The sequence below is a fragment of the Chitinophaga japonensis genome, from assembly GCF_007830125.1.
Classification (GTDB): Bacteria; Bacteroidota; Bacteroidia; order Chitinophagales; family Chitinophagaceae; genus Chitinophaga; species Chitinophaga japonensis.
In genome coordinates this window covers 641,784-657,411 of record NZ_VLLG01000004.1, presented here as the reverse complement: position 1 = coordinate 657,411, position 15,628 = coordinate 641,784, and the positions used below count along the sequence as shown (strand labels likewise).

General features: G+C 58.3%; 13 protein-coding genes. 12 read left to right on the top strand and 1 reads right to left on the bottom strand.

Annotation, left to right across the window (positions count from 1 at the left end):
• Nucleotides 1-9 precede the first annotated feature (9 nt).
• The 12 genes from LX66_RS19785 (at nt 10) to LX66_RS19730 (ending at nt 14,627) form a co-directional block, all read left to right on the top strand.
• A complete protein-coding gene (locus LX66_RS19785; RefSeq protein ID WP_145716771.1) occupies nt 10-1,545 on the top strand; it encodes a pyridoxal phosphate-dependent decarboxylase family protein in 1,536 nt (511 codons plus the stop codon).
• A 5-nt stretch (nt 1,546-1,550) separates the two neighbouring features.
• Nucleotides 1,551-3,404, top strand: a complete 1,854-nt coding sequence (locus LX66_RS19780) for an IucA/IucC family protein (protein WP_145716769.1) — start codon at nt 1,551-1,553, stop codon at nt 3,402-3,404.
• Nucleotides 3,391-5,220 (top strand): IucA/IucC family protein, encoded by a 1,830-nt coding sequence (locus LX66_RS19775; protein WP_145716767.1) that lies wholly within the window; start codon nt 3,391-3,393, stop codon nt 5,218-5,220. The genes LX66_RS19780 and LX66_RS19775 overlap by 14 nt, the downstream gene beginning before the upstream one ends.
• Before the next feature lie 8 nt (nt 5,221-5,228).
• Nucleotides 5,229-6,056, top strand: a complete 828-nt coding sequence (locus tag LX66_RS19770; protein ID WP_145716765.1) for a creatininase family protein — start codon at nt 5,229-5,231, stop codon at nt 6,054-6,056.
• Nucleotides 6,053-7,489 (top strand): GNAT family N-acetyltransferase, encoded by a 1,437-nt coding sequence (locus LX66_RS19765; RefSeq protein WP_145716763.1) that lies wholly within the window; start codon nt 6,053-6,055, stop codon nt 7,487-7,489. Before LX66_RS19770 ends, LX66_RS19765 begins: the two co-directional genes overlap by 4 nt.
• Before the next feature lie 2 nt (nt 7,490-7,491).
• Nucleotides 7,492-8,829, top strand: a complete 1,338-nt coding sequence (locus tag LX66_RS19760; RefSeq protein WP_145716761.1) for a lysine N(6)-hydroxylase/L-ornithine N(5)-oxygenase family protein — start codon at nt 7,492-7,494, stop codon at nt 8,827-8,829.
• Between the two features lie 56 nt (nt 8,830-8,885).
• A complete protein-coding gene (locus LX66_RS19755; protein ID WP_145716759.1) occupies nt 8,886-10,280 on the top strand; it encodes an MATE family efflux transporter in 1,395 nt (464 codons plus the stop codon).
• Nucleotides 10,281-10,298: 18 nt separating this feature from the next.
• Complete coding sequence (locus tag LX66_RS19750; protein ID WP_145716757.1) at nt 10,299-10,541, top strand: acyl carrier protein; 243 nt, start codon at nt 10,299-10,301, stop codon at nt 10,539-10,541.
• Between the two features lie 5 nt (nt 10,542-10,546).
• Nucleotides 10,547-11,914, top strand: a complete 1,368-nt coding sequence (locus LX66_RS19745; protein ID WP_145716755.1) for an AMP-binding protein — start codon at nt 10,547-10,549, stop codon at nt 11,912-11,914.
• 172 nt (nt 11,915-12,086) lie between these two features.
• The gene (locus LX66_RS19740) at nt 12,087-13,169 is read left to right on the top strand and encodes a DUF2652 domain-containing protein (RefSeq protein WP_145716753.1); all 1,083 of its coding nucleotides are present in this window, start codon (nt 12,087-12,089) and stop codon (nt 13,167-13,169) included.
• Nucleotides 13,170-13,205: 36 nt separating this feature from the next.
• A complete protein-coding gene (gene xth / locus LX66_RS19735) occupies nt 13,206-13,976 on the top strand; it encodes an exodeoxyribonuclease III (protein ID WP_145716752.1) in 771 nt (256 codons plus the stop codon).
• A gap of 30 nt (nt 13,977-14,006) precedes the next feature.
• Nucleotides 14,007-14,627: a DUF421 domain-containing protein gene (locus tag LX66_RS19730; protein ID WP_211366399.1), complete on the top strand. Its 621-nt coding sequence runs from the start codon at nt 14,007-14,009 to the stop codon at nt 14,625-14,627.
• Nucleotides 14,628-14,632: 5 nt separating this feature from the next.
• Here the strand turns inward: LX66_RS19730 and LX66_RS19725 are convergent, their stop codons facing one another.
• Entirely contained in the window at nt 14,633-15,628 is a 996-nt protein-coding gene (locus LX66_RS19725) for an MlaD family protein (protein WP_145716750.1), read from the bottom strand.

Genomic DNA, 15,628 nt, shown 5'->3' with positions numbered 1-15,628 from the left:
ATACGATTTATGAACAGCACCGCATATGCCGACCTGCAACAGCCGTTGCAGGATGTTTTGACGCACCCGCAAACCGCCTGCGGGGATATCTTTCACCAGGGCGCCGTCCCGGAATACACCCAAGCCATGGCCGGCGCTACCAACCTGGTGGTGAAATTCCTGCAGCGCAACCGCAAGCCTTTCAGCGGCGTGGCCTCCACAGACCTGAAGGCCGCTTTTGCCGCGCTGGATTTTGATACCCCGCTGCCGGATATGGAAAGCCTGCTGCAGGAAGTGGATGAGCTGTATGTGCAGCATGCCACCGCCTTTCACCTGCCGGCTTACATCGCCCACCTGAACTGCCCGGTAGTGATACCGGCTGTAGCGGCGGAAGTGCTGATCGCCGCCATCAATTCCTCCCAGGATACCTGGGACCAGAGCGCCGGCGGCACGCTGATGGAGCAAAAGCTGATCAACTGGACGGCCCGTGAAATCGGCTTCAGCCCGGCGGCAGACGGCGTGTTCACTGCCGGCGGCTCGCAGAGCAACCTCATGGGCCTGTTGCTGGCGCGCGACTATTATGCAGCCGAGTATGCCGGGCATAACATCAAGCAGGCGGGTCTGCCCGCAGATGCCGGCCGCTACCGCATCTTCCTGTCGGAAATGGCGCATTTCAGTAATCAGAAGAATGCCGCCCTGCTGGGCCTGGGAGAGCAGGCGCTGGTAAAGATCAAAACGGATAGCCGTTTCCGTATGGACGCGGCGGAGTTGGAAGCCGCCATTGAAAGAGAGCTGCGGGCAGGTAATATTCCCATCGCCGTAGTGGCTACCGCCGGCACTACCGATTTCGGGAACGTGGACCCCCTGGCGGACATTGCCCGCCTGGCCGCAAAGTACGGGCTGTGGTACCACATTGATGCGGCCTACGGCTGCGGCCTGCTGCTCACGGACAAATACCGCCACCTGCTGAACGGGATGGAACAGGCGCATTCCGTTACGGTCGATTACCATAAATCCTTTTTCCAGCCCATCAGCGGCAGCGCCTTTATTGTAAGGGATAAAAAGTTCCTGCAGTTGCTGCGCATGCATGTGGACTACCTGAACCCGAAGGATGAGGATTATGACGACCTGAACCAGATCAACAAGACCGTTACGCAAAGCACCCGCCGCTTTGACGCGCTGAAGCTGTGGTGCACGCTGCGCCTCATGGGCAGGCAGAAGTTGGGGGCGTATACGGAAACGATCATTGAGACCGCCGAAAAGGCGGCGGAGATGATCTCGCTGGACCCTGCGCTGGAACTGCTGAGCGATTCGGATATGGGCGTGCTGCTGTTCCGCTATGCGCCGGATCACCTGCCGCCTGCTGACCTGTGCGAGATCAACCGCGCGATAAAAAAGGCGCTGTTCAACAGCGGGGAAGTGCTGGTAGCGAGCACCAGGGTGAACGGCTCGTTCTACCTGAAGTTCACCATCCTGAACCCGCTCACTACTCCCGGCGACATCCGCCGCATCCTTGACATTATCAAACAACAGGGCGCTGCCTGCACCGCCGCGCCTGTAAAATAATCATTATGCCATCCACACCTGTTAAGATATCGCCCGAAGCGGCCGTGGCCCACCTGCAGCCGCAAACATGGGCCAGGGTAAACCGCCTGCATATACGAAAGATCATCGCGGAATTTGCCCACGAGCTGCTCATTACGCCCCGGCTGGAATACAGCCGCGGCGACTGGGGCCATTACCTCCTGGAGCCGGAAGGCGGGCGCGTGCAATACCGCTTCAAAGCCCGGCTGCTGGCCCTGGACCATTGGTACATAGATACGGCATCCATTGAAAAGACCGCAGACGGGCAGGCGGAGGAGCTGGACTCCGTGCGCTTTATCATGGAATTCAGCGGGCAACTGGAATTTGATCCCCTGCTGCTGCCCACTTACCTGGAAGAAGTGATCAGCACCCTGTACGGCAGCGCTTACATGCACACTTACAATACTGCCAGCGCGGAAGCGCTCACACAGGCCGGCTACCAGGAAGTGGAGCAGGCCATGATGGCCGGGCATCCCTGCTTTGTAGCCAATAACGGCCGCATTGGCTATGATGCGGACGATTACCGCCGCTACGCCCCTGAAGCCGCGCAACCCTTTGCCGTGGTCTGGCTGGCCGGCCGTAAAGACCGCACGGTGTTTACCGGCATCGCGCCACTGGATTATGAACAGGTGATGGCGCAGGAGCTGGACCCGGATACCCTGGACGCCTTCCATGCCACACTGCGGGAGCAGGGGCTGGCCCCGGAGGATTACCTGTATATGCCCGTGCATCCCTGGCAGTGGTATAACAAGCTGGCCAGCGCTTTTGCACCGGATATTGCAGCCCGGCACCTCGTATGCCTGGGATACGGGAAGGACGCCTACCTGCCCCAGCAATCCGTTCGTACCCTCTTTAACGTGAGCCGCCCGGAGCGCTGCTATGTAAAGTCCGCCCTCTCCATCCTGAACATGGGCTTTATGCGCGGCCTGTCGCCCCAGTACATGCGCAGCACGCCGCCCATCAACGAATGGCTGAGCCAACTGCTGGAAGGAGACGCCTGGCTGCAGGAGCGGGGCTTTACCATGCTGCGCGAAATAGCCACCATCGGCTATACGAACCATTATTTTGAGCAGGCCGTAAAAACGGAAAGCGCCTATAAGAAAATGTTGTCCATGCTGTGGCGGGAAAGCCCGGTGGCCAAACTGCAGCCCGGGCAGCGGCTCATGACCATGGCCGCCCTGCTGCACATTGATGCGGAGGGGAACGCCCTGCTGCCCGCGCTGATCCGTTCTTCCGGGCTGGACACCACGGCCTGGCTGCAGCAATACCTGCGCTGCTACCTCAGCCCGCTGCTGCACTGCTTCTATCAATATGACCTGCGCTTTATGCCCCATGGCGAGAACGTGATACTGGTGCTGGAGAACAATGTACCGGTAAAGGCCATCATGAAGGACATTGCAGAGGAAATAGCCATCGTGAACGGCGAAGCAGACCTGCCCGAAGCCGTGAAACGCATCATCATACCCGTGCCGGAAGAACGGAAGATCCTCTCCATCTTCACCCAGATATTCGACTGCTTCTTCCGCTTTCTATCGCATATCCTGGTGGAGCATGACCAGTACCCCGAAGCCCGTTTCTGGGAGCTGGCGGCAGCCTGCATACAGGAGTACCAGGAGGCGCACCCGGAGCTGGAGGACAAGTTCCGCCGCTGCGACCTGTTTGCGGAGGAGATTGTAAAGACCTGCCTGAACCGCCTGCAGATCCGCAACAACCAGCGCATGATAGAACCGAACAATCCTTTTAAAAGCCAGCAGTATGCCGGCACTTTCAGGAACCCGCTGGCAGCGTTTAAACCAAAGCGCAAGGCCATCACCAAATCATTCACCGATGCAAACATTTAACCCGGTATCCCCGCAGGAAGCCGTGGCGCACCTGCAGCCCGCCGTATGGGCCAGGGTGAACCGCCTGCACCTCCGCAAAATACTCGCGGAGTTTGCCCATGAGCAGATCATACAGCCGGCGCTGCAGGAAACGGCAGACGGCTGGGGCCATTATGTGCTGGCCGCCGGCACGGCGGATACCAGCTATCATTTCCGCGCGCGCATCCTGCACCTGCACCACTGGTACATTGATGCCGGCTCCATTGAAAAGCGGGCGCAGGGCCGCCCCGCGCCCCTGGACTCCCTGGCTTTCATTACGGAATTCAGTGACCAGTTGGGCATTGCCCCGGAGCTGCTGCCCCAGTACATGGAAGAAGTGTGCAGCACGCTGTATGGCAGCGCTTATATACAGGCGCAGGAAGGGCCTTCCGCCGCTTACCTGGCGCAGGCCGGCTACCAGGAAATAGAGCATGCCATGACGGGGCATCCCCGCTTTATTGCCAACAATGGCCGTATAGGCTTTGACGCTACAGACTACCGCGCTTTTGCGCCGGAAGCAGCCACACCTTTGCAACTGGCCTGGCTGGCCGGGCACCGCAGTTGTACGGAATTTACCTGCGCAGATACGCTGACCTGCAATGCCGTAATGGAGCAGGAGCTGGGCGCCGCCACGGTAGCGGCTTTCCGGCAGCTACTACAGGAAAAGGGACTGGACCCGGCAGCGTATTTTTTTATGCCCGTGCATCCCTGGCAGTGGTACAACAAGCTGGCCGGCATCTTTGCGCCGGATATTGCAGCAGGCCGCCTGGTGTTCCTGGGCTATGGAGCAGACGCTTACCTGCCGCAGCAATCCATCCGCACTTTTTTTAATACAGACAACCCGCAGAAATTCTATGTGAAAACAGCGCTGTCCATCCTGAACATGGGCTACATGCGCGGCCTTTCACCCTATTTCATGCGCACCACGCCGGTGATCAACGAATGGGTGCACGGGCTGGTGGAACAGGATGCCTACCTGCAGTCCACCGGTTTTTGCACCCTGCGGGAAATAGCCACCACGGCCTACACGCACCAGCACTTTGAGACGGCGGTGAAAACGGACAGCCCTTATAAAAAAATGCTGGCCGCGCTCTGGCGGGAAAGCCCGCTGTCCAGGGTACAGCCGGGACAGCGCCTCATGACCATGGCGGCCCTGCTGCATGTGGACACGGAAGGCAAAGCCCTGCTGCCGGAGCTGGTCCGCCTGTCCGGCTTAAGCACGGATGAATGGCTGGCGCGCTATTTCCACTGCTACCTAAGCCCGCTGCTGCACTGCTTTTACCAGTATGACATGGTGTTCATGCCGCATGGCGAGAACCTGATACTGGTGCTGGACAACTATGCGCCGGTAAGGGCCATTATGAAGGACATAGGGGAGGAGGTATCTGTGCTGAACCCGGATACAGACATGCCGGAAGCGGCCCGCAGGCTGCTGGCCAATGTAACGGAGGAGGCGCGTACGCGGCCCCTGTTCACCCAGGTGTTTGACGGCATCTTCCGCTTCATCGCCGCCATCCTGGAGGAACAGGAAGGTTATCCCGAAGCGCGCTTCTGGGAACTGGTGGCCGCCTGCATACACCGCTACCGGCAGGAGCATCCGCAACTGGCGGAAAAGATGGAGCGCTACGACCTGTTTGCGCCCACCATCAGCACCGATGCGCTGAACCGTCTGCAGATCAGCAATAACAAACAGCTCCGGGACCGCTCCAATCCTTTTGCAGTGCCGTCCGTGGGCATATTACAGAATCCCGTTGCCGCGTACAGGAGCAGGATAGCGCCTGCCCACGTGGAAGCATAAACGTTTTTATGAGCAGGTATCTTTTCATCATCACATTCCTGTGCTGCGGCCTGCGCGGTCTGGCGCAGCAGGCGCCGCCCACGGTGTTCCTGGAGGAAATGACCTCACAGGAGCTACAGGCCCGCATCCGGGCCGGCGCGGAAACGGTGCTGGTGTTCAGCGGCGGCACCGAGGCGTCCGGTCCGCACCTGGCGCTGGGCAAGCACAACTACCGGGTACGGCAGTACGCTGCGCAGCTAGCGGACAGCCTGGGCGCACTGGTAGCGCCGGTGCTGCCCTTTGCGCCCAACAGCCCGGTGCTGCAGCGCTTTCCCGGCACCATCACCCTGAGTGACGAGACTTTTTATGCCGTGAACGAAGAAGTGGCCCGCAGCCTGGCGGCAGCCGGCTTCCGCCACATCGTGCTGCTGAGCGATCACTACAACAGCCAGCAGCCCTTACAGCGGCTGGCAGCGCGGCTGGATAGCGCCCTGCAGGGCAGCGGCGTGCGCGTGCTCTTTTGCAGCGATGGCTATGCCAGGGCCAGGAAGCAGATAGAAAGCCGGCTGGCCGCAGAAAAGCAGGTGCCCGGCGGGCATGGCGGCCTCTGGGATACGGCGGAAACCATGGCCGCAGCGCCGGATGCGGTACGCCCCGCTTTGTTTGCCGCCGGCGATACCACCCACGGCGGTAACGGCCCGCTGAACGCCGCCGGCGTATCCGGCGATCCGCGCGCCGCCACCGCGGCGCTAGGCAGGGAATTTGGCGCATTGCGCGTGCAACTGGCCCTGGCCGAGATCCGTGCCTGGCAGGCGCAGGCCGCCCGGCAACAGGCATTTAAACCAGGTAACAGATGATCACAACTACTTATTCAAACAACCAGCAGACCGCCACCTTTACAGCGCTGCTGCAGCACTACTGCCGCGAGTTCGGCAACTGGAGCCTGTACGAAGGCGTACCGCGTTACGATACCGCGCTGGCGGCGTGGATGATCAGCAGCGGGCATTCCCGGCTGCTGCGTATTGACTGCGCCGCCATCGGGCTGGAGCTATGGGCGCCCCTGCACTGTTTTTCGGAAAGCGGTTTTCATACTTTCCGCTTCCCGGCCGCCGTGAGGGAACTGTCTACGGATGAAATAACGGAGATCGATGCACGCCGTTTCGCGGACATCATCGCGCAATATGCCGCTGCGGAGCTACCTGCAGCAGACCCGGTTGCCATCCGGCAGCACCTGCTGCAGGGTGGGGCCGGCGCGGAGCCCGTGGAGGCGGCATTGCCCGGCATTGCCCAACGCGTGCGCACGGAAGCAGGCGATACCCCGGCCGCCGTGGAGGCCTGGTTTGCGCAATACCTGCAGCAAAGCGTGCAGGCTCTGACCGCGGGAGCGCAAACGGAAAGCGCCGGCCACTGGCTGCTGCAGCACCTGTTGCCCGTAGTGGGCGCGCTGGGCCGTGCAGGCATGGCGGAAGAAACGGCGCTGTTCCGGCAGGCCTATGCCGTACTGGAAGCAACGGATGCGGCGCATTTACCAGGGCCGGTACAGGAGCTGCTGCACAGCAACCGGCTTCGTATTCCCAGCCGGCTGCTGCCGCCCGGGCCGGGTGGGCCGGTATACCGGGCGTATCCCAACCCGCTGCACCTGCGCTGGTTTTCCAAAGCGCTCATTCACCCGGCGGGAAAAGAGGTGGTATATCGCCGCTATTTCCCTAAAGAAGCGGTGGAGGTCAGCATCCGCCCCTTTGACATAGACCGCGACCTGGAAATGGTGCATGAATGGTTTCACCGCGAACATGCCCGGAAGATATGGAAAATGGACTGGTCGCTCCGGGAGCTGGAAACCTACTACCGCACCATGCTGCCCGGCAGGGCGGCGCACAGCTACATTGGCCAGGTAAACGGCACGCCCACCTATAATTTTGAAGTGTATTGGGTGGTGCGGGATATGCTCTGCGATTACTACCCCGCGCTGCCCACGGATTATGGCACGCACCAGTTCATTGCGCCGGTGGACCCGAAGCAGAAATTTGCTTCCCCTTCCACCCGCAGCATGCTGGACTTTGTATTTGCGCAGCCCCAGGTGGGCAAGATGGTGGGCGAAGGCTCCGTGGAGTCCCTGGCTGCCATGATGAACAAGGCCCATGTAGGTTTCCGCGTGGAAAAGGTGATCGCCCTGCCGCATAAAAAAGCCAACCTCAATTTCTGCTACCGGGAATGGTACTGGGCCAGGTTCCCGGAAAGCCGCGAGGTACACGACCAGCTTACAACCGCTCAAAACCTAAAACAAGATTAAAAATGAACCATAACAAACAAGTATATCACCTGATCGGCATCGGCATCGGCCCCTTTAACCTGGGCCTGGCCGCCTTGCTGCAGCCCGTAAGCACCGTAAAGGCCGTCTTCTTTGACCAGGCCGACGGGTTTGACTGGCACCCCGGCCTGATGCTGGGCAACGCTACCCTGCAAACACCTTTTATGGGTACCGACCTGGTGACCATGGCGGACCCTACCAGCCGCTTCAGCTTCCTCAACTTCCTGAAGCAGACCGGGCGCCTGTATCCCTTCTTTATCCGCGAAAGCTTTTACATGCTGCGCCGCGAGTACAACGTGTACTGCCAGTGGGCCGTGCAGCAACTGGACAGTTGCCGCTTTGCGCACAAGGTAACGGCGGTGGCCTACCGGGATGGCCTGTACGAAGTAACGGTGCTGGACCGCCGTACCCGGCAAACCGCCGTCTACTACGCGGAAAGGCTGGTGCTGGGCACCGGTACGCAGCCGCACATACCCGGCTTTATTGACAAGGCCGCGCTGCCGGGCGTGTTCCACACTTCCGAGTACCTGCCCAACAAGGCGGACATCCTGGAAAGGGGCGCCCTCACCATTATCGGCTCCGGGCAAAGTGCGGCAGAAGTATGCCATGACCTGCTGCCGGAAACCCGGCAGGGCTTCCGCCTGCACTGGTTTACCCGCTCCGACCGGTTCTTTCCCATGGAGTACTCCAAGCTCACGCTGGAGCTGACCTCGCCGGAGTACGTGGATTATTTTTACAACATGCCGCCGGAGCGCCGCCGGAAAATACTGTCCGCGCAGAACGCCCTTTTCAAAGGCATCAACTACGACCTGATCAACGATATTTTCGATACCCTGTATGAAATGAGCGTCGGCGGCCAGCCGGTGAATGTGCAGATGCGCGCCAACTGCGAGCTGAAGGCCATCCGCCCGGATGCGCTGCATGGCCTGTCCCTGGACTTTACGCAGGTACAGCAGCAGCAGGACTTCGCGCACCAGTCGCCTGCCGTGATGCTGGCCACGGGCTACAAGTATAACGAGCCGGCCTTCCTGTCCGGCCTGGAGGACCGCATCCGCCGCCATGCGGACGGGCAGTTGGACGTGCACCGCAATTATACCATTGACATCAACGCGGGCGAGATCTTTGTGCAGAACGCGGAGCTGCACACCCACGGCTTTGTGACGCCGGACCTGGGCATGGGCGCCTACCGCAATTCCTGGATCATTAACGCCGTAGCAGGCAGGGAGGTGTATAAGATTGAAAAGCGTATCGCGTATCAAACGTTTGAATGTGCAGATGTGCAGATGTGCGAATATGCAAGTGAAGGGAATGGATCAATGTAAGCAACCGCACCAACATCTGCACATCTGCATATCTGCACATCCGCACATTTTAACACATGAAAACTGTAAACACTTTTTTTACTTTATTCAGAAGCGCCATTGCCGGTACGGAAAAGGACTTTACTTCCGGCAGCGTGAACAGGGCCACCTTCCTGCTGTCCGTGCCTTCCATGCTGGAGCTGTCCATGGAAGCGCTGTTCGTGGTGGTGGACCTGTTATTTGTGAGCAGCCTGGGCGAAAGGGCCATTACCATTGTAGGCATTGTCAATTCCGTGATCATTATTTTCCATTCCATTGCCATGGGGCTGAGCATTGCCGCTACGGCCATCATCGCCAGGCGGGTAGGGGAGCAGCGTCCGCGGGAGGCCGGGCAGGCGGCCGTACAGGCCATTTACCTGGGCCTTAGCATTGCCGTATTGTTCAGCGTATTGTCCGTGTTGTTCAACCGGAACATCCTGCAACTGGCCGGCGCCGATGCGGCGCTCGTAACGGAGGGACATCTCTTTTCCCGCATCATGTTCGGCAGCATTGTGCTGATGATCCTGCGGGTGCTGATGAACGGCGTGTTCCGCGGTGCGGGCAACGCTGCCATGGCCATGCGCACGCTGCTGCTGTCCAATGCCATTAACGCGGTGCTGTGCGCCGTGCTGATCTTCGGCCTGGGACCAGTACCGGCCCTGGGCTTAACCGGTGCGGCCATTGCCACGGGCGTGGCCAACCTGGCGGGCGTGAGCTACCAGTGCTGGTATTTCAGTAAAATGGAAAGCCGGATCAGCATCGGCAGGGCGCAGTTCCTGCCTGCCTGGGCGGTGATCAAAAGGCTGTTCAGGCTGGCGGCTTCCGGTACGGTGCAATACCTGGTGCCTTCCTCCAGCCGTTTCCTGATGATCATCATTGTATCCAGGCTCGGGGAAAGCGCGCTGGCCGGCTATATCGTGGCCAACCGCATCATCATGTTCACCGTGCTGCCGGCCTGGGGTATCGCCAATGCGGCCGGCGTGCTCACCGGGCAGAACCTGGGCGCCGGGCAACCGGAAAGGGCGGAGCAATCCGTCTGGAAAACAGGCGCGTTCAACATGTGTTTCCTCGGCTCCATTGCGCTGGTGCTGCTCTGCTTCGGGGAAAGCGTGGTGCACCTGTTCACCCGCGAGATGGCGGTGGCGCAAAACGCTACGCTGTACCTGCGGTACATGGCCATTGCCTATTTCTTTTTCGGCTACACCATGGTCATTTCCCGCTCGCTGAATGCGGCCGGCGCCGTGCACGTGGTCACCCTGCTGTACGTGCTGATGTTCTACATCACGCAACTGCCGCTGGCCTGGCTGCTGGGCATCCGCGCCAACTGGGGGCCGCAGGGCATCTTTATCGCCATTCTTTTATCGGAGCTGGTGCTGGCTACAGCCTGCGTCATCGTGTTCAGAAGAGGGGCCTGGAAGAAAGTAAAAGTATAATCCTAAAAACATTCCAACATGCATACTACCCAACAATTACAGGAAATTATGGCCGCCGCCTTGTCCGTGCCGGTCAGCAGCATTACCGATGAACTGGAGTACCAGGGCATCCCCGAATGGGACTCTGTTTCGCATATCTACCTCATCACGGAACTGGAGGCGGCCTATAACATCAGCATCGATACGGAAGATGTGCTGGAGATGAGCAGCGTACCCAAAGTGAAAGCAGTATTGAAAAAACACAACATCGCCATTAACTGACGCTTATGCAATTGTATGAAAGGATAGCAGCCAATCCCCGGCTGGTGTATACCGATGCGTCCACGGGGCAGTCCTTCCGCGCAGCGGACCGGCGCGGCTCCCTGGGCCTGGAGGACGCCCGGGGCCTGGCCCTGCTGTATATCGATAATACCCTTACTGCGGTAGAAGTGCTGCTCAACTTCCTGGACAGCCGCTTTACCATCGCCCTGCTCAGCCCGGCGCTGCATGTGGAATACAAGCAGCAACTGGAAGCTATTTACCGGCCCTCTTACATCTATGACCCATCCCGGCCTGCGGTAGCCGGGTATGCTGCAGTGCAGGCCAATGAGCGGGTGCGCCTGTTTAAAGATACTAACGCGGCCGCTTATACGATCCACCCGGATACCCGTTTGCTGCTCAGCACTTCCGGCACTACCGGGTCGCCCAAATTCGTGAAGCTGTCCGAAGAGAACCTGGTGCAGAACGCATTATCTATCCTGGCTTACCTGCCGGTGAGCGGAACGGATGTAACGCCGCTAAACCTGCCCCTGTACTACTCCTACGGCCTGTCGGTATTCACTACCAATTCCATGGCCGGCGGGCAGGTGGTGTGCACCAGCCGGGATGTATTGCAGCCCGCCTTTTGGGAGGACCTGCAGCGCTATGGCTTTACTTCGCTGGCGGGCGTGCCCTATGTATATGAAATGTTCTACCGTATCGGCTTCTGCAAAAAGGAATATCCCTCCCTGCGCTACCTCACCCAGGCCGGGGGCAAGCTGAACGCTGTGCTGGCAAAAGCTTTCGGAGAATATGCCGCTGCGCATGGAAAGGATTTCTTCATCATGTACGGGCAAACGGAGGCTACCGCCCGCATGGCCTACCTCCCGCCGGCCGACCTGCTGCGTAAAACAGGCTCCATCGGCATACCCATACCAAATGGCCGTTTTGATATTGATCCCGCCACGCAGGAGCTGTTGTATACCGGTCCCAATGTAGGCGGCGGCTATGCGGCCTGTGCAGCAGACCTGGCTTTTTTTGACGGAGGCCAGGTGCTGCGCACCGGTGATATGGCCCGGCAGGATGAGGACGGGTATTACTATATAACGGGCAGGCTTAAACGTTTCGTAAAGCTTTTCGGCACACGGGTGAACCTGGATGAAGTGGAACAAATACTGAAACAGGCTTTTGGCGGGCAGACCTTTGCCTGTACGGGCGTGGAGGACAAGCACCTGCTGGTGCTGCTCCGGGAAGACACGCCGGACAGCGCGGCGGTGAAACAACTGCTCAGCGAAAAACTGGGCCTGCATCCCCGCGCTTTTATGGTAAAACAGGTGGACGATTTCATTTTTACTCCTAACGGCAAAATGGACTACCAGGATATGATGAAAATGTAAAATCCCAAATTCCAAATCCCAAATTCCAAACCGGGAATACGAATGCTTCAATTAAAAGTAAACCGCTTTTAATTGAAGCACCTCTTTCATGTTTGGAATTTGGGATTTGGAATTTGGGATTTCCTTCTTTGGGATTTGGAATTTCACAGAAGTTGTAACTTTAAAAGAAAAAATGGATCATAAAGGGCTGCTCTTTATCCCCGATATAAGCGGTTTTACCAGGTTTGTCAATGAAATAGAGATTGAGCATAGCCGCTTTATCATCCAACAGTTGCTGGAAATACTCATTAACGCCAATGAATCCGGGCTGGAGATATCCGAAGTGGAAGGGGACGCCATCCTCTTTTACAAATTCGGCGAGCCCATGGAACTGGAAGCCCTGTACAAACAGGTGGAGAAAATGTTCTGCGCCTTCCACCAGCACCTGATCTCCTACAACCACCGCCGTATCTGCCAGTGTAAAGCCTGTGTGTCCGCCGTGGACCTTACTTTGAAGGTGATCACCCACTACGGCGAGTTTACCACCTACAACGTAAAGCAGTTCAACAAGCTGATAGGCAAAGACGTGATAGTAGCCCATCAATTGCTGAAGAACGATATTGAGCAGCATGAGTACTGGCTGGTAACAGACCGCCTGCTGCAGCAGGAGCCGCCTGCCGGCCTGGCCCGGTGGATGCAGTGGAACAGCAGCGCCAAGCAAACGGAGAATGGGGATATCCCCTTCCACTATACGCAACTGAGCCGCCTCAAAGAGGAAATACCGCCGGAAATGCCCGCCGGCATGGAGCTGGAGGAGAAGGTGAAAATGGTGTCCGTGTCAAGGGATTACAACGTGGACATTAAAACGCTCGTATACACCGTGGTGCATTTCGAGTTCCGGCACCAGTGGCAGGTGGGGGTAAAAGCAGTGGACGAGGTGGAGCATTTCCTCCCCGGGGTGGGCAGCCGCCACCGCCATGTGCTGGACAACGGGCAGGAGGTGATGATGTATACCAGCAGTTTTGCGTACAACCCGGAAGAAAAGATACTGTTCAGCGAAACGGATGAAAAAAGAAAATCTTCCATGTATTACACCGTAGAAAAAAGCGGCGACCATACTACCCGCCTCACCATGGATTTCTACCTGCAGAAAAACCCGGTGCGCCAGTTCCTGTTCGGCTTTACGGAGAAAAAGAAGATGGAAGCCGCCCTGCGGCAGTCGCTGGAGCGGCTGGACGGCGTGGTAAAGGAAATGGTGCTGCCGCTGGAGTTCTGATGAAGCAGGATGTTTGAAGTAAGAAAAAGGATCTTGATGAAAATCGCCACCTATAATGTAAACGGGGTCAATGGCCGCCTGCCCGTGCTGCTGCGCTGGCTGGAGGAGTCCAAACCCGATGTAGTATGCCTGCAGGAGCTGAAAGCCCCGCAGGAAAAATTCCCGCTGCAGGCCATACAGGACGCCGGCTATCACGCCATCTGGCATGGCCAGAAAAGCTGGAACGGCGTAGCCATCCTGTCGCGCCATGAAATGCCGCAGGAGGTGTGCCGCGCCCTTCCCGGCGACCCGGAAGACGAGCATAGCCGTTATATTGAAGCTACGGTAAACGGGCTGGTGATCGGCTGCCTGTACCTGCCCAACGGCAACCCGGCGCCCGGTCCCAAGTTCGATTACAAGCTGCGCTGGTTTGAGCGGCTCACGCAGCATGCAGCTACGCTGCTGGCATCGGGGCAGCCGGTGATACTGACCGGTGATTATAACGTGATGCCTACGGAGCGGGATGTATACAAACCGGAGCGCTGGGTAGACGATGCCCTGTTCAGGCCGGAAACCCGGGAGGCCTTTCACAGGCTGTTGGGGCAGGGCTGGACGGACGCTATCCGCAAGCTGTACCCGGAGGAAACGATCTACACCTTCTGGGATTATTTCCGCAATGCCTTTGGCCGCAACGCCGGGCTGCGCATTGACCATTTCCTGCTAAGCCCGGCTCTAAGCCAGCGCCTTAACTGGGCGGGCGTGGACAAAGATGTGCGTGGATGGGAAAAGAGCAGCGACCATGCCCCCGTATGGATCACGCTGGCTTAAAAATTGAACTGGTTTTGGAAAACAGTGGATATGCTGAACAAAATACTCGTTGTTGCACTGCTGCTTTCCATAAGCCTGGCCACCCGCAGTTTTACGCCGGTTGAAAAGAAGGCCCCCATCATGCTGGCAGCCACCCCGGACACAGGCAAAGGACCCTTTGCCTATCCTGACTTCCAAAAAATGTTTGTACCCGATACGCCGTTACTGGAGATCATCATCCGGGGTTCCATTACTTACCTGGCCATCTTTTTCCTGCTGCGCCTGGTGCTGAAAAGGGAGGCCGGCTCGCTGGCCATGAGCGACCTGCTGGTAGTGGTGCTGCTGGCGGATGCCGCACAAAACAGCATGGCCGGGGAGTATCATTCCATCACAGACGGTATCCTGCTGGTAGCGGTGATCATTCTCTGGAGCCATTTCCTTGATTTCCTGGGCTATTACTTCCCGTTCATCCAACGGCTGGTGCACCCGGCGCCCTTGCCGCTGGTCAGGAATGGGGAGGTGCTGAGGGCTAATCTCCGGAAAGAGCTGATCACCATGGAGGAATTAAAGAGCCTGCTGCGCGAGCAGGGCGTCAGCTCCCTGGCGGAGGTGAAGGAGGCCTATATGGAGACGAACGGACATATCAGCGTTATCAGCAAGAACAAGAAGTAGCGGCGTTACTGCTCCTGCTCCTTGCGCTGCTGTTTCTCCAGGCGGCGGAAGTAGCCACGGAATAAAAAGTTATGCTTGAGGGCTTCCATGTTCTGATCCAGCTTGTAGGTGCTGCTTTCCAGGTTTTGGATAGTGGCCTTCAGGTTGCGGGCGGTAGCGGTATCATGGAGGATCACGCCGGCGGCGGACTGGCTGCTGTTCAACTGCCGGTTAATGCCGGCGCTGGCTTCCTGCAGGCTGCCTACGGCCTCATTGGCGCGCTCCATGGCTTCCTCCAGGCCTGTGGCCGTGCTGCGCAGCTTACTGAAAACAAGGGTATCTGTCACCAGTTCATTGGCCAGGGTGCCCTCCGTGCGCAGCCGTGCGGTGTAACCGGCCAGGCTGTTGGTGAGGCGCTGCGCATTGGCGGCGCTGCGCTGTAAGTTGGCCAGGGTGCCGGCCAGTTGATCATACACGGCGGTATCGGTAAGCAGCTTGCCCAGGGTGCCCTGTCCCTCGCGGATGTTGGCGGTAATATCTTTCAGGTTGGCGGTAATGTCCACCAGGTTCTTGTTGTTCACCTGCAGCGTATTCATGATCTCGTCGCTGCTGATGCTGATCTCTGCGGCCAGCACGTCGCCGTCCTCGATGGGCGCCGCCTGGTCGGTGCCGCCGCCCAGGGAAATGATCTTGTTGCCCACCAGCCCGTCGGAGCTTACGCGTGCGCGCACGTCCTTGTGTATGAAGCGGCGGTAGGACTTATCGATATGCATCTCCACTTCTATCTTGCGGTGGTCCAGGAAACGGATACTCTTGATGGTGCCCACTTTTACGCCGGCATACCATACATTGTTGCCTTTGGAGAGGCCTCCCACATCCCGGAAGATGGTCTTCACCTCTACCGCCTGCATAAAAGCTTTCTTCTGTCCGCCCAGCACCAGCACGGCCACGGCAAAAATGATCAACCCCAGGAAAATGAATATGCCTACCGTAACGGACCTTCTTGTAGTTGTACTTTCCAT

Coding starts and splice junctions, on each gene's coding strand:
- LX66_RS19785 (WP_145716771.1), top strand. CDS start 10: ATGAACAGCACCGCATATGCCGACCTGCAACAGCCGTTGCAGGATGTT.
- LX66_RS19780 (WP_145716769.1), top strand. CDS start 1,551: ATGCCATCCACACCTGTTAAGATATCGCCCGAAGCGGCCGTGGCCCAC.
- LX66_RS19775 (WP_145716767.1), top strand. CDS start 3,391: ATGCAAACATTTAACCCGGTATCCCCGCAGGAAGCCGTGGCGCACCTG.
- LX66_RS19770 (WP_145716765.1), top strand. CDS start 5,229: ATGAGCAGGTATCTTTTCATCATCACATTCCTGTGCTGCGGCCTGCGC.
- LX66_RS19765 (WP_145716763.1), top strand. CDS start 6,053: ATGATCACAACTACTTATTCAAACAACCAGCAGACCGCCACCTTTACA.
- LX66_RS19760 (WP_145716761.1), top strand. CDS start 7,492: ATGAACCATAACAAACAAGTATATCACCTGATCGGCATCGGCATCGGC.
- LX66_RS19755 (WP_145716759.1), top strand. CDS start 8,886: ATGAAAACTGTAAACACTTTTTTTACTTTATTCAGAAGCGCCATTGCC.
- LX66_RS19750 (WP_145716757.1), top strand. CDS start 10,299: ATGCATACTACCCAACAATTACAGGAAATTATGGCCGCCGCCTTGTCC.
- LX66_RS19745 (WP_145716755.1), top strand. CDS start 10,547: ATGCAATTGTATGAAAGGATAGCAGCCAATCCCCGGCTGGTGTATACC.
- LX66_RS19740 (WP_145716753.1), top strand. CDS start 12,087: ATGGATCATAAAGGGCTGCTCTTTATCCCCGATATAAGCGGTTTTACC.
- xth (WP_145716752.1), top strand. CDS start 13,206: ATGAAAATCGCCACCTATAATGTAAACGGGGTCAATGGCCGCCTGCCC.
- LX66_RS19730 (WP_211366399.1), top strand. CDS start 14,007: ATGCTGAACAAAATACTCGTTGTTGCACTGCTGCTTTCCATAAGCCTG.
- LX66_RS19725 (WP_145716750.1), bottom strand. CDS start 15,628: ATGGAAAGTACAACTACAAGAAGGTCCGTTACGGTAGGCATATTCATT.